The organism is Streptomyces sp. NPDC017993 (assembly GCF_044328065.1).
In the GTDB taxonomy this organism is placed as follows: Bacteria; Actinomycetota; Actinomycetes; order Streptomycetales; family Streptomycetaceae; genus Streptomyces.
This window is the reverse complement of the sequence record NZ_JBIRGO010000005.1, coordinates 287,821-307,927: the sequence shown is the minus strand read 5'-3', so window position 1 is coordinate 307,927 and position 20,107 is coordinate 287,821. Positions and strand designations below refer to the sequence as shown.

General features: G+C 71.2%; 19 protein-coding genes. 7 read left to right on the top strand and 12 right to left on the bottom strand.

Features of this window, described 5'->3' with window-relative positions; translation table 11 throughout:
• Positions 1-215 precede the first annotated feature (215 nt).
• From afsQ1 to ACH4FH_RS10955, 5 genes are all read left to right on the top strand, one after another.
• Positions 216-893, top strand: coding sequence for a two-component system response regulator AfsQ1 (afsQ1, locus tag ACH4FH_RS10975; protein ID WP_181924064.1), 678 nt, complete (start codon positions 216-218; stop codon positions 891-893).
• Positions 890-2,755 (top strand): ATP-binding protein, encoded by a 1,866-nt coding sequence (locus tag ACH4FH_RS10970; RefSeq protein WP_398555463.1) that lies wholly within the window; start codon positions 890-892, stop codon positions 2,753-2,755. The genes afsQ1 and ACH4FH_RS10970 overlap by 4 nt, the downstream gene beginning before the upstream one ends.
• Entirely contained in the window at positions 2,752-3,444 is a 693-nt protein-coding gene (locus tag ACH4FH_RS10965; protein WP_398555462.1) for a hypothetical protein, read from the top strand. Before ACH4FH_RS10970 ends, ACH4FH_RS10965 begins: the two co-directional genes overlap by 4 nt.
• Before the next feature lie 163 nt (positions 3,445-3,607).
• On the top strand, positions 3,608-4,159 hold the full coding sequence (locus ACH4FH_RS10960) for a VanZ family protein (protein WP_398555461.1): 552 nt from the start codon (positions 3,608-3,610) through the stop codon (positions 4,157-4,159).
• Positions 4,160-4,204: 45 nt separating this feature from the next.
• On the top strand, positions 4,205-4,414 hold the full coding sequence (locus ACH4FH_RS10955) for a PspC domain-containing protein (RefSeq protein ID WP_398555460.1): 210 nt from the start codon (positions 4,205-4,207) through the stop codon (positions 4,412-4,414).
• A gap of 132 nt (positions 4,415-4,546) precedes the next feature.
• Here the strand turns inward: ACH4FH_RS10955 and ACH4FH_RS10950 are convergent, their stop codons facing one another.
• Both ACH4FH_RS10950 and ACH4FH_RS10945 read right to left on the bottom strand, forming a co-directional pair.
• Positions 4,547-4,870, bottom strand: a complete 324-nt coding sequence (locus ACH4FH_RS10950) for a hypothetical protein (protein WP_398555459.1) — start codon at positions 4,868-4,870, stop codon at positions 4,547-4,549.
• Between the two features lie 140 nt (positions 4,871-5,010).
• Complete coding sequence (locus ACH4FH_RS10945; RefSeq protein WP_398555458.1) at positions 5,011-6,171, bottom strand: adenosine deaminase; 1,161 nt, start codon at positions 6,169-6,171, stop codon at positions 5,011-5,013.
• Between the two features lie 103 nt (positions 6,172-6,274).
• Here ACH4FH_RS10945 and ACH4FH_RS10940 point away from each other — a divergent pair, with 103 nt between their 5' ends.
• Complete coding sequence (locus tag ACH4FH_RS10940) at positions 6,275-7,090, top strand: alpha/beta hydrolase (protein ID WP_398555457.1); 816 nt, start codon at positions 6,275-6,277, stop codon at positions 7,088-7,090.
• Positions 7,091-7,133: 43 nt separating this feature from the next.
• On the opposite strand, the gene ACH4FH_RS10935 is transcribed toward ACH4FH_RS10940, so the two are convergent.
• Positions 7,134-8,081, bottom strand: coding sequence for a LysR substrate-binding domain-containing protein (locus ACH4FH_RS10935; protein ID WP_398555456.1), 948 nt, complete (start codon positions 8,079-8,081; stop codon positions 7,134-7,136).
• Positions 8,082-8,224: 143 nt separating this feature from the next.
• Between ACH4FH_RS10935 and ACH4FH_RS10930 the strand changes: the two genes are divergently transcribed.
• The gene (locus ACH4FH_RS10930) at positions 8,225-9,544 is read left to right on the top strand and encodes an MFS transporter (protein ID WP_398555455.1); all 1,320 of its coding nucleotides are present in this window, start codon (positions 8,225-8,227) and stop codon (positions 9,542-9,544) included.
• A 68-nt stretch (positions 9,545-9,612) separates the two neighbouring features.
• Here ACH4FH_RS10930 and ACH4FH_RS10925 read toward each other — a convergent pair whose 3' ends face one another.
• The 9 genes from ACH4FH_RS10925 to ACH4FH_RS10885 all read right to left on the bottom strand — a co-directional run bounded on the left by ACH4FH_RS10925 (position 9,613) and on the right by ACH4FH_RS10885 (position 20,103).
• Complete coding sequence (locus ACH4FH_RS10925) at positions 9,613-10,206, bottom strand: Uma2 family endonuclease (protein WP_398555454.1); 594 nt, start codon at positions 10,204-10,206, stop codon at positions 9,613-9,615.
• 96 nt (positions 10,207-10,302) lie between these two features.
• On the bottom strand, positions 10,303-11,580 hold the full coding sequence (locus ACH4FH_RS10920) for a thymidine phosphorylase (RefSeq protein ID WP_398555453.1): 1,278 nt from the start codon (positions 11,578-11,580) through the stop codon (positions 10,303-10,305).
• Positions 11,581-11,669: 89 nt separating this feature from the next.
• Entirely contained in the window at positions 11,670-12,065 is a 396-nt protein-coding gene (locus ACH4FH_RS10915; RefSeq protein ID WP_398555452.1) for a cytidine deaminase, read from the bottom strand.
• A complete protein-coding gene (locus tag ACH4FH_RS10910; protein WP_398555451.1) occupies positions 12,062-13,354 on the bottom strand; it encodes an ABC transporter permease in 1,293 nt (430 codons plus the stop codon). The genes ACH4FH_RS10915 and ACH4FH_RS10910 overlap by 4 nt, the downstream gene beginning before the upstream one ends.
• Positions 13,351-14,472, bottom strand: coding sequence for an ABC transporter permease (locus ACH4FH_RS10905; RefSeq protein ID WP_398555450.1), 1,122 nt, complete (start codon positions 14,470-14,472; stop codon positions 13,351-13,353). Before ACH4FH_RS10905 ends, ACH4FH_RS10910 begins: the two co-directional genes overlap by 4 nt.
• Positions 14,469-16,061, bottom strand: coding sequence for an ABC transporter ATP-binding protein (locus tag ACH4FH_RS10900; protein ID WP_398555449.1), 1,593 nt, complete (start codon positions 16,059-16,061; stop codon positions 14,469-14,471). Before ACH4FH_RS10900 ends, ACH4FH_RS10905 begins: the two co-directional genes overlap by 4 nt.
• Positions 16,062-16,297: 236 nt before the next feature.
• Positions 16,298-17,335: a BMP family protein gene (locus tag ACH4FH_RS10895; RefSeq protein ID WP_398555448.1), complete on the bottom strand. Its 1,038-nt coding sequence runs from the start codon at positions 17,333-17,335 to the stop codon at positions 16,298-16,300.
• A 130-nt stretch (positions 17,336-17,465) separates the two neighbouring features.
• A complete protein-coding gene (locus ACH4FH_RS10890) occupies positions 17,466-18,752 on the bottom strand; it encodes an amidohydrolase (RefSeq protein ID WP_398555644.1) in 1,287 nt (428 codons plus the stop codon).
• 139 nt (positions 18,753-18,891) lie between these two features.
• Positions 18,892-20,103 carry a hypothetical protein gene (locus ACH4FH_RS10885; RefSeq protein ID WP_398555447.1) on the bottom strand — a complete coding sequence of 404 codons (1,212 nt, stop codon included), beginning with the start codon at positions 20,101-20,103 and terminating at the stop codon, positions 18,892-18,894.
• Between the last annotated feature and the right edge of the window lie 4 nt (positions 20,104-20,107).

The following is a 20,107-nucleotide window of genomic DNA, read 5'->3' as shown; positions in this document are numbered from 1 at the left end:
GTCGGTTGAGCCGGTCGTTCGGTATCTCTCCGGGTGGTGATCTCTCCCGGTGACCCAAAGACTGCCAACCCAGTTTCATCGCGTTGTCCGTCGACTGTCACAGCCCTGTCACAGGGGTGAGGGGGGTGCGGCGCGGGGTCGCCACGGGTGCGGGCCTTGTGTGGGAGGGCGCCACTGGTCGATCTCGTGGCGTCCCATGGGCCAGAATGGCCAACGTGCCTTTCCTGTTGCTGATCGAGGACGACGACGCCATCCGCACGGCCCTCGAACTCTCGCTGTCGCGCCAAGGTCACCGTGTGGTGACCGCGGCGACGGGCGAGGACGGCCTGAAGCTGCTGCGCGAGCAGCGCCCGGACCTGATCGTGCTGGACGTGATGCTGCCGGGCATCGACGGCTTCGAGGTGTGCCGGCGGATCAGGCGTACGGACCAACTGCCCATCATCCTGCTCACCGCGCGTAACGACGACATCGACGTCGTGGTGGGCCTGGAGTCCGGTGCCGACGACTATGTCGTCAAACCGGTCCAGGGGCGGGTGTTGGACGCCCGGATCAGGGCCGTGCTGCGCCGCGGGGAGCGCGAGTCCAACGACTCGGCGACCTTCGGCTCACTGGTGATCGACCGCTCGGCGATGACGGTCACCAAGAACGGCGAGGATCTCCAACTGACGCCCACCGAGCTGCGCTTGCTGCTGGAGCTGAGCCGCCGACCCGGGCAGGCGCTGTCCCGCCAGCAGTTGCTGCGGCTGGTGTGGGAACACGACTATCTCGGGGACTCGCGGCTGGTGGACGCCTGTGTGCAGCGGCTGCGCGCGAAGGTGGAGGACGTACCGTCCTCGCCGACGCTGATCCGTACGGTCCGCGGCGTCGGGTACCGGCTGGACTCCCCGCAGTGACCGCACGCCCCGATGACGGCGGCTCGCACGACGGCACCGAGGACTCCGCGGCGCCCGCGCCCGGCAGGCGCCCGGTGCGGCTGCCTCGGTGGATACGGCGCGCGTCCGGGCTGCTGCGCTGGACGAGTCTGCGGCTGCGGCTGGTCGTCGTCTTCGCGCTGGTGGCGCTGACCGCCGCGGTCTCCGCGTCCGGCATCGCCTACTGGCTCAACCGCAACACCGTCCTGGACCGCACCCAGAACTCCGTGCTGAACGACTTCCGCAAGGCACTGGAGGACAGCACCCGGTCGCTGCCGCTGCATCCCCGGTGCGCCGAACTCCAGGACGCCGCGCGGCGGATGGCGGGCGGGCCGCAGAACTACGCGGTACTGCTGATCGGGGTGGACGGCGCGGGCAAGGACTGCGCGGCCACCACCAACAAGAACCTCCTCACGCTCAAGAACGTCCCCCAGTCGCTGCGGACCGCGGTCAACGACGTGCGGAAGGTCGACGAGTCGAACCGCTACGCGCATCACCTGTACTGGCAGCGCAGGGAGGTCGGCGATGTCCCCTATCTCGTGGCCGGCGCGAAGGTCATCGGCGGTGGCCCGACCGGCTACATGATGAAGTCGCTGGCCGCCGAGCGGCAGGACCTCAACTCGCTGGCCTGGTCGCTGGGGATCGCCACCGCGCTCGCGCTGGTCGGCTCGGCGCTGCTGGCGCAGGCCGCCGCGACGACCGTGCTGCGGCCGGTGCAGCGGCTCGGGCACGCGGCGCGGCAGCTGGGCGAGGGCCGGCTGGACACCCGGCTGCGGGTGACCGGCACGGACGAACTCGCCGATCTGTCGCGGACGTTCAACCGCACCGCGGAGCGGCTCGAACAGCGGGTGGAGGAGCTGAGCGCGCGGGAGGCGTCCTCGCGCCGGTTCGTCGCCGACATGTCGCACGAGTTGCGGACGCCGCTGACGGCGATCACGGCGGTCTCCGAGGTGCTGGAGGAGGAGGCCGACTCCCTCGACCCGATGATCGCGCCCGCCGTGCAGCTGGTCGTGAGCGAGACGCGGCGGCTCAACGACCTCGTGGAGAACCTGATGGAGGTCACCCGCTTCGACGCGGGGACGGCCCGGCTGGTGCTGGACGACGTCGAGGTCGCGGACCAGGTGACCGCCTGCATCGACGCACGGGCCTGGCTGGACGCGGTCGACCTGGACGCCGATCGCGGCATCGTGGCCCGTCTGGACCCGCGGCGGCTCGACGTCATCCTGGCGAACCTGATCGGCAACGCCCTCAAGCACGGCGGCTCGCCGGTGCGGGTGTCGGTGCACACCGAGCCGGCGGCCGGCGAGGACGGCGCGGGGGCAGGCCGGCGCGGACCGGACGCCGGGGCGGAGTCGCCGGGCGCCCACGGCACGGCCGCGGAGCGCGGGGTGCAGGGCGGCCGTCCGGCCCCCACCGATGACGGCGGACGCGAGCAGCCGGACGAGGCAGGCCCGGAGGCGGACGCGCACCGGGGCGGCGCGGGGGATCTGGTGATCCGGGTACGGGACCACGGCCCCGGCATCCCGGAAGAGGTCCTGCCGCACGTCTTCGACCGCTTCTACAAGGCGAGCGCCTCCCGGCCACGGTCGGAGGGCAGCGGTCTCGGCCTGTCGATCGCGCTGGAGAACGCGCACATCCACGGCGGCGAGATCACCGCCGCCAATCTGCCCGAGGGCGGCGCCGTCTTCACCCTGCGGCTGCCGATGGACGCCTCCCGGCTGGCGGACGGCGGCGGGCGGGACGGCGGGGGCGTCACCAAGGGGCGCGGCGGCGCGTCCGGCGAAGGCCGGGCGACCGGCGGCGCGTCGGGTGCGGCCGACGGCGGCACGGAGGGCGACCGATGAGACAGCCCGGTTCGCCGCGGCCGGAACCGCGTGAGCCGCGGTCCGGCTCGGTACGGACGTGGTGGCGTACTGCCGCGGTGGCCGCCCTGGCGCTGGCCGCCGCGGGCTGCGGGGTCCGCGGCACGTCCGTGCCGGTCGACGCCGGGGGCGCGCCCTCGCGGGTGAGCTGCAAGGTTCCCGAGGGCGATACGCCGACTTCCCCCGATGCTGTACAGGTCACCGTGTATTTGGTGTGCAGCTCGGCGCTGACCCCGGTGGAGCGGACCGTGTCCCGCCCCAAGGCGCCGGCGGACGGCGTGCGCCTGCAGGCCGCTCGCGCCCTGCTGCGTGAGCTGCAGAAGCAGCCCTCTTCGGCAGAGGAGGGGGCGGGGTTCAGCAGCGCGGTGCCCGAGGACGTGGAAGTCGCCGGGCCCCGGGCGGGCGATGCCGCGGACGCGCTGCGGCTGAGCGTCCGTCCCGACGATCTGCCGTCCTTCGCGCTTGCCCAGCTGGTCTGCAGCTACGGCAAGAGCACGGCGCTCGGCCGTACTCCCCCATCCCAGGACGGGGCGGGGGGAGCCCCATCGGCGCTCCTGGGCGGTCCCGGCGACGACACACCGCACCGCTACGAGTGCTCCGACGAGGTGCTGACCCACCCGGACATCGCCCAGAACACGAACTGGGGCGGCCCGCTGACCCGTAAGGGCTGAGGCGGGGCAGGGCCGGGGCCGGAGCGGGCACCGGGGCCACCAGGCTGTGAGGCCCGCACGTGGGACCGCCTCCGGGCGAGCCCCGAGACCCTCGGCGACGGCGGCACCAAAACGGGCGCGACAGGGCGGAACCGCGGCCCCCGCTACCGGCGTCCTGGGCTTTGTGCAACGTCATGGCCCCGGCGACACCGCCGCCCTCCGTTTGCGCGCCACCGGACTTCTTCTCCTCGTGGCGCATCTTGTGCTCGTCGGCTGGCTGATGCTGCGTCCCCGCACGGTGCCCTGGGTGCCGGCCCCGAACCTCGAACCGCTGGCGTCGATCAACGCCGAGCTGACGCTCGGGCCGTGGGAGGCGCTGCAGCATCTGGGCGGTTCGGCGCTGCTGCTGGCTCCGCTCGGAGTGCTGCTTCCGATGTCGGCCGGCCGGTTGAACGTTTCGCCGCTGGTGTCACTGACCCGCACGGTGTTCGCCGGCGCCATGATCGCGCTGGCCATCGAGCTGCTGCAGACCGGGGTGCCCGGGCAGGTGCCCGACATCGACACGGTGCTGCTGAACACGGCCGGGGTGGCGCTGGCGCACCTGGCCGTCGTCCCCGGGTGCCGGTCCCGGCTCCGTCGCCGGAACGAGGATCTCAGGGGTGCGACCCCGACGATCCCCAGGGTTGGACTGGCCCCGCAGGCGGATGTTCTCTCCGGCTCACGGACTTACCTTTGAGACATCGGGGCAAACGCCTCAGCTCGTAGCAAAGGAGCCGTCATCATGGCCGCCGAACTGGTCCGTCCCCGCGACAACCGAATGATCGCCGGAGTGTGCGCGGGCCTGGCCCGTCGCTTCGGTACGACCCCGACCACCATGCGCACGATCTTCGTGGTCTCGTGCCTGCTCCCCGGCCCGCAGTTCCTCGTCTACCTGGCGCTGTGGATAATCCTGCCCTCGGAAAAGACCACCACCGGCGCCGCCGCCTGGTAGCAGGCGCGGGCGCTCCGGCCTCGACCGCCCCCGGCACGCCGAAGGCCGTGCCCCGGCACGCACACCGGATACGGCGTACGGCCGGGGCACGGCCAGGCGTACGTCCCCTACGGGACGGACGGTGCGGCGTGCTCAGCCACCCAGGGGGAGACCCTTGGCGACGGCGCCGGCGGGCAGGTTCTTGCCGACCGGCAGGCCGCCCAGCAGGTTGCCCTTCGCGTTGGGCTTGGCCTTGGTCTTGATGACGCCGCCGACCGGCTTGGCGTCCGTGGACTTGGAGACCGCCTTGGCGGCCTGCTCGACCGGGAGGCCGTGCAGCACACCCGCGGTGTCGATCGCGTCGGCAGCCGGGAGCGCCGGGGCAGCCGGGGCAGCGGCGGCGGTGCCCGCGGCGGTGACGGCGAAGGCGGCACCGAGCGCGGCGACACCGAGGTTCTTGATGGTTCCCTGCTTCATCGCTTTTACGTCCTCGTGATGGGGGCTTGACCGGCTAGGAACCTACTGACGGGGCCACCGGCGCCGCAAACAGCGAGAAGCGAAGAAAAAACGGCCGGTGGACAATCCACCGGCCGTTCGAATAGCACCTTCAACTGCCGTTACACAGCGTCATATCCACTGTTCACGGCGGGCGTGGTGCCCGCGTGCCGGAAGAGCCATTCGGCTCGCAGCGCCGCGTATTCCGGCTTGATCACGTCATTGATCATCGCTAGACGTTCATCGAAAGGAATGAAAGCTGATTTCATCGCATTGACTGTAAACCACTGCATGTCATCGAGCGTGTACCGGAATGTCTTGACCAGGTGCTCGAATTCCCGAGACATGTTCGTACCGCTCATCAACCGGTTGTCGGTGTTGACGGTGAGACGGAACTGGAGCCTGCGCAGCAATCCGATCGGGTGCTGCGCGTAGGAGTCCGCGGCACCGGTCTGGAGGTTGGAGGTCGGGCACATCTCCAGCGGGATGCGCTTGTCCCGTACGTACGAGGCGAGCCGGCCGAGCCTGACCGAGCCGTCGTCGTCGACCTCGATGTCGTCGATGATCCGCACGCCGTGGCCGAGGCGGTCGGCGCCGCACCACTGCAACGCCTGCCAGATGGACGGCAGTCCGAAGGCCTCACCGGCGTGGATGGTGAAGTGGTTGTTCTCCCGCTTGAGGTACTCGAAGGCGTCGAGGTGACGGGTGGGCGGGTAGCCGGCCTCGGCGCCCGCGATGTCGAAGCCGACGACGCCGAAGTCGCGGTAGCGGTTGGCGAGTTCGGCGATCTCCAGCGCGCGGGCCGCGTGCCGCATGGCGGTCAGCAGCGCGCCGACCCGGATGCGGTGGCCGTTGGCCTTCGCGCGCCGCTCGCCTTCGCGGAAGCCGTCGTTGACGGCCTCGACGACCTCTTCAAGGGTCAGGCCCGCTTCCAGGTGCTGCTCCGGCGCGTACCTGACCTCGGCGTAGACGACACCGTCGGCGGCGAGGTCCTCGGCGCACTCGGCGGCCACCCGGGTCAGCGCCTGGCGGGTCTGCATGACGGCACAGGTGTGCGCGAAGGTCTCCAGATAGCGCTCCAGCGAGCCGGAGTCGGCGGCCTCGCGGAACCAGATCCCGAGCTTTTCCGGGTCGGTCTCGGGGAGCCCGGCGTAACCGGTCTCGCGCGCCAGGTCGACGACCGTGCCGGGGCGCAGGCCGCCGTCGAGGTGGTCGTGGAGCAGCACCTTGGGGGCGCGGCGAATCTGTTCACTGGTCGGGAGGTTGGTGGTCTCGCTCGTCATTTCGGCACTCTAGCCCCTACGCGCGTAGATCTCATCGAACGATACGTAACAGTGACCCGTCGGCGGGGTGGCCCGTACGCCTCCTTCTGCCATCGTTCTCGTCATGGCTCAGCAAGCGCTGCCGGTGCGCGAGGCCCGGCTGGGAAAACCGCTGGGATCGGCCGGCGAGGACGTGACGCGCGCGGCACTGCGATGGCGGCGTGCGGAGGGGCGGTCGGCGGGCCCGGTGAACGGTGTCGCGCTGTTACTGCCGGCGGGCGAGCCCACCGGGGTGCGGCGCCCGTCCCCGATGTCGGCGCTCGCGGTGCGCCCGTTCGCCGTCCGGCTGGCGAAGGCGGGGCGCCCGGAGGGGCTGACCGCCCATGTGGTGCGCTACCGCTGCCGCGGCTGGAACGGCGCGGCAGCCCATCCCGCGCGGGATGCGATGTGGGCGCTGGAGGAGGTGGTCCGCCGCTACGGCGATGTGCCGGTCTGCCTCGTCGGGACGGGCATGGGCGCCCGTGCCGCGCTGCACGCCGCCGGGCACCCGGCCGTCCATTCCGTCCTGGCCATCGCCCCGTGGTTTCCCGAGCCCGGCCCGGACGCGGCGAAACCGGATCCGGTGAAGCAGCTCGTCGGGCGGCAGGTGCTGCTCGTCCACGGCACGAACGACGCGCGCACCGACCCCGAACTGTCCTACCGCTACGCCGAGCGCGCCAAGAAGATCAATCGCGACACCTGCCGGTTCGAAGTGCACTCCGACGGCCACTCGCTGAGCCAGCACCGCCCCGAAGTCCTCGCCCTGGCGGCCGACTTCATGCTCGGTTCGCTCTTCACCCAGGATTACGCCCGGCCGGTGCGGGACGCCCTGGCGGCGCCGCCGCCGCTCGGTCTGCGGATGCCGCTGGCCGCCGGCTTCGGTGCGTCGCTGCGACGCTGAACGGCACCGCGGGCGCCCGGGGGCCGCGGCCGCTCCCGGCCGCTCATCTCGGCAGCAGCAGCCCCCGCCGGCTCAGCAGGAACTTCTTGAAGGCGGCCACCGGCGGGGTGTCCGGGTGGCCGTCCAGCCAGGCCACGCCGATCTCGCGGACCGCGCGCGGTGCCGTCACGGTCAGTTCGGCGACACCGGGACGCGGCACCGCCGGTGGCGGCAGCAGCGCCACGCCCAGACCGGCGGCGACAAGGCCGCGCAGCGTCTCGGCCTCCTCCCCCTCGAAGGCGATCCGCGGGGTGAACCCCGCCTCGGCGCACAGCGCGTCGGTGATCCGGCGCAGCCCGTAGCCGGGTTCGAGGGTGACGAACAGCTCGCCCGCGGTCTCCGCGAGGCGGACCCGCTTGCGGCCGGCCAGTGGATGGTCGTCCGGTACGACCAGGCGCAGCTTCTGCTCGTCCAGGCGGCGGGCGACCAGGTCGGGATAGTCCGGGACCGGTGAGGTCAGGCAGAGGTCGAGGTCGCCGGCGCGCAGCCGCTCAATCATCGCCTCGCCGTAGTTCTGCACGAGTTGGAAGCGCACGCGGGGGTGGTCGGCGCGGAAGGTGCGGATGAGGCCGGGGACGGTCTCGGGTCCGAGGGTGTGCAGAAAGCCGAAGGCGACCTTGCCGGCGGTGGGGTCGGCGTCGGCCTGTACGGATTCGGTGGCCCGCTCGATGTCGGTCAGCGCGCGCTCGGTGGAGGCGAGGAAGGCGCGGCCGGCCGGGGTGAGAGAGAGGGTGCGGCCGTGCCGGGCGAAGAGGGCGACGCCGAGGTCGTCCTCCAGCCGGACGATGGCGCGGCTGAGGGTCGGCTGCGGCATGCCGAGCTCCTGCGCCGCGCGGGTGACGTGCTCGTGCCGGGCGACGGCCGTGAACTGCGCAAGGCGCGGGGCCAGCGTCAACGCCCAGGAGTCGACGCCGAGCTCGGCGGCCTCCCCCGTGTCCGCCGCGCCTCCCACTGTTCGGCTCCGTGTTCCCGACGTCTCATTTCTGTTGCGAGCTTGCGACAGAGGTGCTCGTGAACTGGGATCATGTGTCACAGCATCGATTATGGCGTTTCTATGCATTGGACGCATGAAACGGCGACGCCTACTTTCGAAGCATGCCCTCCGCTGATACCGGGGCGTCCGTCACCGACCGTGCGGCCGCCTCTCCCCAGTCGTCCTCCGACACCTCTCGCACCGCCGCCGCCGTCGACCCCGAGTCCGGCAAGCTGCACCCGGGCGGCCCCGGCTACCGCCGGATGAGCTTCGCTCTCTTCGCCGCCGGAGTGGCGACCTTCGCACTCCTCTACTCCACCCAGGCGCTGCTGCCCGCGATCTCCACCGACCTCGGTGTGACACCGGATCAGGCCAGCTGGACCGTCTCGGCGGCCACCTTCGGACTGGCGCTCGCGGTGATCCCGCTCAGTGCGCTGTCCGAACGCCTCGGCCGCCGCACGCTCATGACCGCCTCGCTGACCGTCGCCGCGATTCTCGCGCTGCTGGTGCCGTTCGCCCCGTCGCTCGGCTGGCTGATCGCGCTGCGCGCCGTCCAGGGCGTCGCACTGGCCGGACTGCCCGCCTCGGCGATGGCCTTCCTGGCCGAAGAGGTACGTGCCAAGGCCCTGGTGGCGGCCATCGGCCTGTTCGTGGCGGGCAACAGCATCGGCGGCATGTCCGGGCGCATCGTGACCGGCTGGGTCGCCCAGCTCTGGGGCTGGCGGGCCGGGCTCGGCGCGGTGGGCGCGCTGGCCGTGCTGTGCGCGGTGACCTTCCGGCTGCTGGTGCCCAAGGCCCGTCATTTCGTGCCCCGTTCGGTGGGACCGCGGGCGCTGGCTCGCACCCTCGGCGGTCACCTCGCCGACCCGCTGCTGCGGCGCCTGTACGGCATCGGCGCGCTCTTCATGACGGTCTTCGGCGCGGTCTACACCGTCATCGGCTACCGCCTGGTGTCCGAACCGTTCAACCTCCCGCAGGGCATCGTCGGTTCGATCTTCATCGTCTACCTGGTCGGTACGGTCTCCTCGGCCGCGGCGGGCAAGCTCGTCGGCCGGATGGGCCGCCGGGGCGCGCTCTACCTGGCGGTCGGCGCGACCTCGTCAGGTCTGCTGCTCTCGCTCGCCGACTCGGTCGCCGCGGTGCTGGTGGGCCTGGTCCTGATCACCGCGGGCTTCTTCGCGGGCCACGCGGTCGCCTCGTCCTCGGTCAGCCGCACCGCCAAGACGGCGCGCGCCCAGGCGTCGGCGCTCTACCAGTGCGCGTACTACATCGGCAGCAGCCTGGGCGGCGCGCTCGGCGCCCTCGCGTTCCACGCCGCCGGCTGGGAGGGCACCGTCCTCCTCGGCCTGCTCGCGATGGTCGGCGCCGCCGGCATCACGCTGTACGCCACCCGCAAGGCCGTGGCCGAACGCCGCCTCCTGCACCTTGAGAAGGCCGCGTAACGCCGCACGGCTCCCCGTACCGAAGGGCCCGCCCCACCACCTGTCCTGGTGGGGCGGGCCCTTCGCCGTCAGGCACCGAGGGGGAACACGCCGGTGTCGAGGGTGAGTCCGAAGGGCGCGGGAAGGCGGACGTCCTCCCCGAACTTCACCCGCTGGAGCTCTTGGTAGACCTCGTCCTTCGGCTCCCCGTGGAGCGTGACCGTGGGCCCGGCAGGGGCGAAGCGGTCGATGAGGACGTAGAGCGGAACTCCCGCCTGTGCGTAGGCGGCTGCCTTGTCGATGCGGTCGTAGCTCGCGTTGCACGGCGAGGTGACCTCGACGACCAGTTCGGCGGCTGTGAGGGGGGCGGGGTCGCCTCCGTCCAGCTCGTCGACAACCGCGTCCGGGATCACGACAAGGTCCGGGATGTAGAGGCGGCCGCGCGAGGGATGAGCGACTCCGAGGGTCTGGTAGACCCCCCACTCCTCGGGAAGCACGGTGTACAGACTGCGCTGAACTCTCGCGGCAATACGGTGGTGGGGCACGGCCTGCGGTGGCGTCACCACAATGGTCCCGTCAGTGATCTCCACCTTGCTGCCTTCGGGCCAGTCCGACTCTCCCCGGAAGCGGACGAGCTGTTCCCAGTGCTGCCTCGGTGCGGGCTCAGCCGGAGTTGCACTCATGGTGGTCCCTTCACTCGGCATGCCACCGATCCCAGCATGGCGAACGGGACCCGCGGCAGGCCACGGATCCCGTTCATCCATACGGGAAACCCCAGGTCAGCCGATACGTTCCAGCACCACCGGGGTGGTGGCGAAAGCCGCGTCCTCCGGGCCGACGAGCACGCCGCCGTCCAGTGCCTCCAGGGCGTAGGGGAACTTCTCGGGGGTGTCGGTGTGCAGGGTCAGCAGCGGCTGGCCCGCGGTGATGGTGTCGCCGGGCTTGGCGTGCAGTTCGACGCCGGCGCCGGCCTGCACCGGGTCCTCCTTGCGGGCGCGGCCGGCGCCCAGGCGCCAGGCGGCGAGGCCGACGGCGTAGGCGTCGAGGGTGGTGAGGGTGCCGGAGGAGGAGGCGGTGACGACGTGCTGTTCACGGGCCACCGGGAGGACTGCGTCAGGGGCGCCGCCCTGGGCGGTGATCATGCGCCGCCAGTGGTCCATGGCGGAGCCGTCGGCCAGTGCCTTGGCGGGGTCGGCGTCCTTCAGGCCCGCCGCGTCGAGCATTTCGCGGGCGAGGGCCAGGGTCAGGTCGATGACGTCCTGCGGGCCGCCGCCGGCCAGCACCTCGACGGATTCGCGGACTTCGAGGGCGTTGCCCGCGGTGCGGCCGAGGGGGGTGGCCATGTCGGTCAGCAGGGCAGCCGTGCGGACACCGTGGTCGGTACCCAACTCGACCATGGTGGAGGCGAGTTCACGGGCGTCGTCGATGTTCTTCATGAACGCGCCGGAGCCGACCTTGACATCCAGGACCAGGGAGCCGGTGCCCTCGGCGATCTTCTTGGACATGATCGAGGAGGCGATCAGCGGGATCGACTCGACGGTGCCGGTGACATCGCGCAGCGCGTAGAGCTTCTTGTCGGCGGGCGCCAGGCCGTCGCCGGCGGCACAGATCACGGAGCCGACGTCGTGCAGCACGCCGAGCATCTCGGCGTTGGAGAGCTGGGCGCGCCACCCGGGGATGGCCTCCAGCTTGTCGAGGGTGCCGCCGGTGTGGCCAAGGCCGCGGCCGGAGAGCTGGGGGACGGCCGCGCCGCAGGCGGCGACGAGCGGGGCGAGCGGCAGGGTGATTTTGTCGCCGACGCCGCCGGTGGAGTGCTTGTCCGCGGTGGGGCGGGGCAGGGAGGAGAAGTCCATCCGCTCGCCGGAGGCGATCATGGCGGCGGTCCAGCGGGCGATCTCCGTGCGGTTCATGCCGTTGAGGAAGATGGCCATCGCCAGGGCCGACATCTGCTCATGGGCGACCTCGCCCCGGGTGTACGCGTCGATCACCCAGTCGATCTGATCGGGGGTCAGTTCACCGCGGTCACGCTTGGTGCGGATGACGGAGATGACGTCCATGGAGGCTTCCTTTCGAACGGTTAACTCCCGTTCTACACGCATAGACCGCACGGAGGCGAGGGGACGGTGGCGAGCGGGCGCACGGGGCGCTATCCGGCGAGGTGGCCCGGCCCGAAGGCGTCGGGCAGCAGCTCCGCCAAGGGGCGGATGCCCGCGGCCGTGTCGACCAGCAGCTCCGGTCCGCCGTGCTCCCACAGGAGTTGGCGGCAGCGCCCGCACGGGACCAGCGGCTCGCCCTCGCCGTCGACGCAGGTGAAGGCGGTCAGCCGGCCGCCGCCGCCGGCGAACAGCGCGGAGATCAGGCCGCATTCGGCGCACAGGGCGAGGCCGTAGGAGGCGTTCTCGACGTTGCAGCCGGTGACGGTGCGGCCGTCGTCGACGACGGCCGCGGCTCCGACGGGATAGCCGGAGTAAGGGGCGTAGGCCCGGGACATCGCGTCCCGGGCCTGCCGCCTCAGCGACTCCCAGTCGGGAGCTGTGCTCACTTGCCCTGACCTCTCCGATACGTCTTGCCGATGGCCTTCGGCGGTCGCAGCCGCTGTGCGGCCAGCGAGAGGACCAGCAGCGTGGCGATGTACGGGGCGACGCCGACGATCTCCAGCGCGACCGTATCGGACGTCGCGTACCAAAGGCCGAGCAACGCGGCGACGACCAGGCTGATCACGCCCTGGGTGAGCCGGCCGGCCCGCAGCTTCCAGATGGCCAGGCCCACCAGCAGCACGGCGAGCAGGAGCAGCAGCGCGTGGACGGTGGGGCCGCCGCCGCGCAGCTGGAGTGCGTCCATGAAGCCGAACAGGCCGGCGCCCATGGCGACGCCGCCGGGCCGCCAGTTGCCGAAGATCATGGTGGCGAGGCCGATGTAGCCGCGGCCGCCGGTCTGGCCGTCCTGGAAGATGTGCACGTAGATCGCCAGGAACGCGCCGCCGAGGCCGGCCAGCGCACCGGAGGCGACCACTGCGGCGTACTTGTAGCGGTAGACGTTGACGCCGAGCGACTCGGCCGCGATCGGGCCCTCGCCGCAGGAGCGCAGCCGCAGCCCGAAGGAGGACCGCCACAGGACGAAGAAGCTGAGCGCGAAGACGGCCACGGCGAGCACGGTCAGCCAGGAGACGTTGCTGACCAGGGAGCCGGCGATGCCGGCCACGTCGGAGACCAGGAACCAGTGGTGCTTCTCGACGGAGTAGAGCCACTCGGACAGGCCGGGGACGGTGAAGGTCGGCATGTCCGTCATCGGTGGCGACTGCTTGTCGTTGCCGCCGGCCGCCGAGGCCGCGCTGCCGTCGGCGCCGAACCACAGCTTGGCGAGGAACTGCGTCAGGCCGAGCGCCATGATGTTGATGGCGACGCCGGAGATGATGTGGTCGACGCCGAAGGTGACGGTGGCGAGGGCGTGCAGCAGCCCGCCGAGCGCGCCGCCGAGGACGCCGGCCAGCGCGGCGGCCCAGGGTCCGTACTGCCAGCCGATCGCACCGGCGGAGAAGGCGCCGAGCATCATCATGCCTTCGAGGCCGATGTTGATGACGCCGGAGCGCTCGGCCCACAGGCCGCCGAGACCGGCCAGGCCGATCGGCACGGCGGCGTTGAGCGCCGCGGTGTACTGGCCGGAGCCGGTGAGGTTGTTGGCGCCGGTGACGACCCGCAGCAGGGACAGCAGGACGAGGCTGCCCGCGATGATGAGCAGGACCTTGGGGTAGGTGAGCTTGCGCCGGGAGGCCGTGGGCCTGTTCTTGCCACCGAGGCCCTTGGTGGCCGGGGCCGTGAGGTTCGTGCTCACGAGGAGACCTCCGCCGTGTCGGTCTTGCGGGTCTGGGCGGCGAGCTGCTCGCCGACCTGCCGCTGCTGGAGTCTGAGGCCGTAGCGGCGTACGACTTCGTAGGCGATGACGACACACAGCACGATGACGCCCTGCATCACGCCGACGATCTCCTGCTCGTATTCCTCGAATTCGAGCTGGGTGCCGGTCCGTTCGAGGAAGCCCCACAGCAGCGCGCCGGCAGCCATGCCGACCGGGTGGTTGCGGCCGAGCAGCGCGATGGCGATACCGGTGAAGCCGATGCCGATGGGGAAGTCGGTGCCGTAGTTGTACGAGACGCCGAGCAGGGTCGGCATACCGATCAGACCGGCCGCGGCTCCGGACAGCAGCATGGAGGTGACGACCATGCGCTTGACGCTGACGCCACCGGCCTCGGCCGCCGACTCCGACTGCCCGACGGTGCGCAGGTCGAAGCCGAAGCGGGTGCGGTTGAGGACGAACCAGTACGCGAAGCCGACGATGACGGCGACGACGATGAAGCCGTCGATGGGCTTGGGCGTGGTGGGGAGGGTGAAGAAGTGGCTGGAGACCGGGAGGTCGGGCGTGTGGAAGAGGTTGCCGTCCCGCTCCGCGAGCCGGCCTTCCTGGAGGAAGTAGCCGATGACCGCGGCCGCGATCGCGTTGAGCATGATCGTGGTGATCACCTCGCTGACCCCGCGGGTGGTCTTCAGCAGACCCGCGATGCCGGCCCAGACCGAGCCGACCACCATCGCCACGATGATGATCAGCGGGATCTGCAGGAAGCCGGGGAGGGTCAGGGCACCGCCGACCACCGCCGCGAAGAACGCCGCGATGCGGTACTGGCCGTCCACGCCGATGTTGAAGAGGTTCATCCGGAAGCCGATGGCGACGGCGAGCGCGGACAGGTAGTACGGGATCGCCTTGTTGATGATCCAGACCTGGCTGTCGCTCTTGGAGCCGAAGTCGACCATCACCGTGTAGGCATGGATTGGATCCTTGCCGGTGGCCAGGATGATCACCGACGTGATGATCAGCGCCGCGACGATCGCCAGGACGGGCGCCGCGATCCCCAGGATCAGCTTGTTCTTGTCGAGCTTCTTCTTGGCGAGCTTCTTCACTCGGAATCCGCCTCCTCGGACGACGGGGACGGCTCGGACTGGCGCGGCACCCGCGCCGCGTCGGCGTCGCCGCCGGACGCGGTGAGGTGGCCGCTGGCGGCACCGGTCATGGCCGAGCCCAGCTCCTCGGGGGTGATGGTGGCGGGGTCGGCGTCCGCGACGAGCCGGCCGCGGTACATCACCCGCAGGCCGTCGGACAGGCCGATCAGCTCATCGAGGTCCGCGGAGATCAGCAGGACCGCGAGGCCCTCGCGGCGGGCGGTGCGGATCTGGTCCCAGATCTGCGCCTGGGCGCCGACGTCCACGCCCCGGGTGGGGTGCGCGGCGATCAGCAGCTTGGGGTGGTGGCTCATCTCGCGGCCGACGATCAGCTTCTGCTGGTTGCCGCCGGAGAGCGAGGCCGCGGTGACCTCGATGCCGGGGGTGCGTACGTCGTAGGCGGCGACGATTCGCTCGGTGTCGGCGCGGGCCGCTTTCAGGTCCAGCAACCGTCCCTTGGCGTTGGGCTTCTCCGTGACGTGGCCCAGGATGCGGTTCTCCCACAGCGGGGCCTCCAGCAGCAGCCCGTGCCGGTGGCGGTCCTCGGGGATGTAGCCGATGCCGTCCTCGCGCCGGGTGCGGGTGGGCGCGTGGCTGATGTCGGTGCCGTCCAGCGCGATGGTGCCGCCGTCGGGGTCGCGCATGCCCATGATGGCCTCGACCAGTTCGGCCTGGCCGTTGCCCTCCACGCCCGCGATGCCCAGGACCTCGCCCTTGTGGATGGTCAGCGACACATCGTCCAGGACGGTGCGCTCGACCCCCTCGGCGTCCGTGGTGAGCAGCCGCAGCCCCTCGACCTTGAGCATCTCCACGTCCGTGACGGTGGATTCGCGGGTCTGCGGCGACGGCAGCTCGCTGCCGACCATCAGCTCGGCGAGCTGCTTGGGCGTGGTCTCGTCGGGGACGACCGAGGCGACGGTGGTACCGCGCCGGATGACGGTGATGTCGTCGGCGACCGAGAGCACCTCGCCCAGCTTGTGGGAGATGAAGATGACGGTCAGGCCCTCGGCCTTGAGCTCGCGCAGGTTGTCGAAGAGGGCGTCGACCTCCTGCGGGACGAGAACCGCGGTCGGCTCGTCGAGGATCAGCGTGCGGGCGCCGCGGTAGAGGACCTTGAGGATCTCCACGCGCTGGCGGTCGGCGACGCCGAGGTCCTCGACGAGGACGTCGGGGCGGACGCCGAGGCCGTAGCGGTCGGAGATCTTGACGATCTCGGCGCGGGCCCTGCCGCTGATGCCGTGCAGTTTCTCACCGCCGAGAACGATGTTCTCCAGGACGGTGAGGTTGTCGGCGAGCATGAAGTGCTGATGCACCATGCCGATGTTGCGGGCGATGGCGTCGGCCGGGCTGTGGAAGCTGACCTGTTCGCCGTCGATGCCGATGGTGCCCTCGTCCGGCTTCTGCATGCCGTAGAGGATCTTCATCAGGGTCGACTTGCCCGCGCCGTTCTCGCCGACGAGGGCGTGCACGGTGCCGCGGCGGACGGTGATGTCGATGTCGTGGTTGGCGACAACGCCCGGGAACCGCTTGGTTATCCCGCGGAGTTCCACCGCCGGTGCCGCGGCGGAGGCACTGTCTGCCTGGGGGCTGCTGGACGCTTTGATGGCGCACTCTCCTCGGGGGACAGGGAGTGGTACGGAGGAGCGGGGAAGCGACGATATCGCGCCAACTGGGCGCTACGCGCGTAGTGTTGACGACGGGCGACTGCCGCGGAAAAGGCCGGCAGCACGCCGGCGCGGAGGCCCGGCGCGGAGGCCGTGGCCACCGCGCCGGGCCCGATGGGCTGCTACCGCTTGGCGGGGGTGTCGCTGACCTTGACCTCGCCCGACGCGATCTTCTTCTTGGCCGCGTCGATCTTGGGCTGGAGGTCGTCGATGAAGCCGCCCGAGGTGGACAGCCGCACGCCGTCGTCCTTGAGCGTGTAGCTCTTGTTGCCGTCCAGCGGCTTCTTGTCCTTGACGCTCTTGACCAGGTCGTAGACCGCGACGTCGACGTTCTTCATCACCGAGGTGAGGATGGAGCTCTTGTACTGCGCCAGGCCGGGCTGCTGGTACTGGTCGGAGTCGACGCCGATCGCCCAGGTGCCCTTCTTGCCGGCGACCGTCTCGATCGAGCCGTTGCCGGACTGGCCGGCCGCGGTGTAGATGACGTCGATGCCGGCGTCGAGCATGCCCTTGGCCTTGCCCTTGGCGGCGGCCGGGTCGTTGAAGCCCTTGTCGTCGTTGGCGTAGAGGTACTCGGAGGTGATCTTCGCCTTGGGGTCGGTGTCCTTGACGCCCTGCTCGAAGCCGGCCTGGAACTTCTGGATCAGGGCGTTGTTCACGCCACCGATGAAGCCGACCTTGTGCGTCTTGCTCTTCAGCGCCGCGGCGACACCGGCGAGGTAGGAGCCCTCGTGCTCGGCGAAGACCATGCCGTAGACGTTCTTGGCCTCGGAGGGCGAGTCGACCACGCCGAAGGTGGTGTCGGGGAAGTCCTTGGCGATCTTGTTGACGGACTTGCCGTAGTTGAAGCCGACGCCGATGACGGGGTTGAAGCCGGCCTCCGCCAGCGAGGACAGCCGCTGCTCGCGGTCGGCCTCGGTCTCGCCGTTCTTGGCGGTCATGAGCTTGGACTTCACGCCGAGGTCCTTCTCGGCCTTGTCCACGCCACGGGCCGCGGCCTCGTTGAAGGAGTGGTCGTCCCGGCCGCCGACGTCGAAGGCGAGTCCGACGCCCTTGTTCTTGCCACCGGCCTCGGTGGACGATTCGCCGCAGGCGGTGAGGGAAACAGCGAGGGCCGCGGTGGCTATGCCCGCGGCAGCAATCTTGGATACCCGGCGCACGAGGGGCCCCTTCGACTCGTAGCGCCTCCGTCGGCGCTGATTCCGCCGCATCGTAACGCGCGTAGATGCCAGAAAAAGGGGCCGTTCGAAGCCGTTATCGGATCGTCGCGAACGAGGGCCGACGGCCGGGTTACGGGCGGGCGTTGTCGATCAACGCCGCCGCGGTGAACATCTCCACGCCCACCTGGATCGCCCACTCGTCCACATCGAAGTCCCCGCGGTGCAGATCGTGCCGCCCCATCTCGCCGGGCGGGCGCACCCCGAGCCGGGCCATCGCCCCCGGGACGTGTTCGAGATACCAGGAGAAGTCCTCGCCGCCGAGGGACTGCTCGGTGTCCTCGACGGTGTGCGCGCCCAGCCGGGCGGCCATCGCGTCGTGCAGCAGCTGGGCCGAGGAGGCTTCGTTGACCACCGGCGGCACCCCGCGCACGTAGGTGATCTGCGACTTCGCACCGTGCAGCGCGGCGACCTCGTCGATGGCGGCGTGCACCAGGTCGGGCGCCTGGCGCCAGGCGGTCAGATCCAGGCAGCGGACCGTGCCGGACAGGCCGGCGCGCTGCGGGATCACGTTGCAGGCGTGGCCGGACTCCAGCCGGCCCCAGGTGACGGCGAGCCCGGCCCGCGCGTCGACCCGGCGGGCCAGCAGCGCCGGCACGTCGAGGGCGACCCGCGCGGCGGCGGTGACCATGTCGGTGGTCAGATGCGGACGCGCGGTGTGGCCCCCGGGGCCGTCCAGCGTGACCTCCAGCCGGTCACAGGCCGAGGTGATCGCGCCGGTCCGCAGTCCGATCCGGCCGGCGTCGACCCGCGGGTCGCAGTGCACGGCGAGGATCCGGCCGACGCCGTCCAGGGCGCCGGACGCGATGACGTCGGGGGCGCCGCCCGGCAGCACCTCTTCCGCGGGCTGGAAGACCAGCCGCACCGGGCGCGGCAGCTGCCCCCTGCGGGCCAGCTCGGCCAGGACCAGGCCGGCGCCGAGGACGACGGTGGTGTGCACGTCGTGGCCGCAGGCGTGCGCGCGGTCGGGGACCGTGGAGCGGTAGGGGACGGTCTTGGTGTCCGGGATGGGCAGGGCGTCGATGTCCGCGCGCAGGGCCAGCAGGGGCAGGGTGGGGTCGGTGGCCAGCGCGGGGGCGGGAGCCGCCGCGGCCTCCGCGTCGTCCGCTGCGCTCGTGGTGGGAGCCGTACCGATGTCGCACACCAGACCGGTGCCGGTGGCCAGGACGCGGGGCCGCAGACCGGCCTGCTCCAGGCGCGCCGTGATCGCCGCGGTGGTCCGGAACTCCTGGTTTCCCAGCTCGGGGTGCATGTGCAAGTCGCGGCGGAAGGCGATGAGTTCGGCGCGCAGATCCTCGGGCAGCACACCCGGGAGCGGAGGCCCGGGGGGAGTGTCGTCGGCACCGGTATCGCGGGACATCAGTTGGTTCACCTGGTGAAGGTTACGGGGCTCCGCGGGGCAACTGTCTCTCGATCAACAAAAGTTCAGCCCGTTAGGGGAAGAAAATCTAGGCCGCCCGGCGCATGGACCACCGACGGCAGGGGTATGCCCTATGGCTTCATCCGGCTGTTACATGCTGGGTGAACGGCAGTCGCTGCACGTCGCGGGCGGTGCCGGTGACCCCGTCCAGGAAACCTTGCGCGCGCGGCGACGCCTTGCTCGTCAGCCACGCCGGATCGACATCGCAGACGGCGACCTTGACGCCCGTGCCGAGCAGGGCCAGCGGCAGGGTGTGGACCACGGTCGAGGGGAAGCTGAGGATCAGCTTCCCGATGGGGCCGCGCCGGGCGATCAGCTCCAGCGGCAGATCGGGGCGTACGACCTCCAGGCCGGTCTCGGTGGCGAGCCGGTGGAGCTTGTCGGCGCTCTCCCGGCGGTGTGCGAAGTAGCGGGTGGCGCCGTGCGTACGGGCCAGGGCACGCACCGCCTCCAGGTAGCGGTCGGCGTCCACCACTCCGGTCTCGACCAGCGAGGTGCCGACGAGGTCGGTGCCGCGGGTCAGCCGGGGCGGGCCGAAGCGGCTGCGGGTCCAGGCGAATTCGTTGGTGGTGACGCGCACGCCGGGCGGCGGGTCGACCGGCATCGAGCTGAAGAGGCCGACGGTGCGCCGGCCGCCCTCGGGTTCCGGGGTGAGCCGGCGGCGCGCGGTCGCCGAGAAGGGCGCGAAGATCACATCCCGGGCGCCGCGTCCGCTGCCGTGCCGGTGCCAGCGCACCAGCCTTTCGCCGCGGGCGAGTTGGCCGATGAACTCCATGGTGGCGGTGCCGTCGTCGACGACCACCAGGTCACGTGCCCGGGTGAGGGTGAGCAGCAGCTGGACGTAGCGCGAGAACGGGTCGCCGATGACGACGCGGCGGGCGCGGCGCAGCAGCGGGGTGAGCCCGCCGATGGTGCGCACGGGGGCGCTGGGGCCTCCACGGGCCTCTTCCCAGCGCACCGTGTGGCCTTCGTCGCGGGCGAGTTCGGCCATCCGGCGCAGCTGGCCGCGGGTCATCGGGTCGTGCGGGGAGAGCACGACGACGGTGAGCGCTTCGGCCTGCGCGGTGTGTGCCCACTCCAGGACGTTGAGCAGCTGCACCGGGCTCTCCACGAAGGCGAGGGTGCTGCCGGTCTCCGCGGCGGCTGCGCGGGCCCGGCCGTTGGACGGCGCGCGCCTGCGCTGCCGGGGCACCCCCAGGAGACGGCGGGCGGGAGTACCCGCCGTCTCCTGGGGCGGGACCTGCGCACCGGGCACGGACGGCTCGGCGCGGGTCCCCTCGGGTGAGCTCACGATG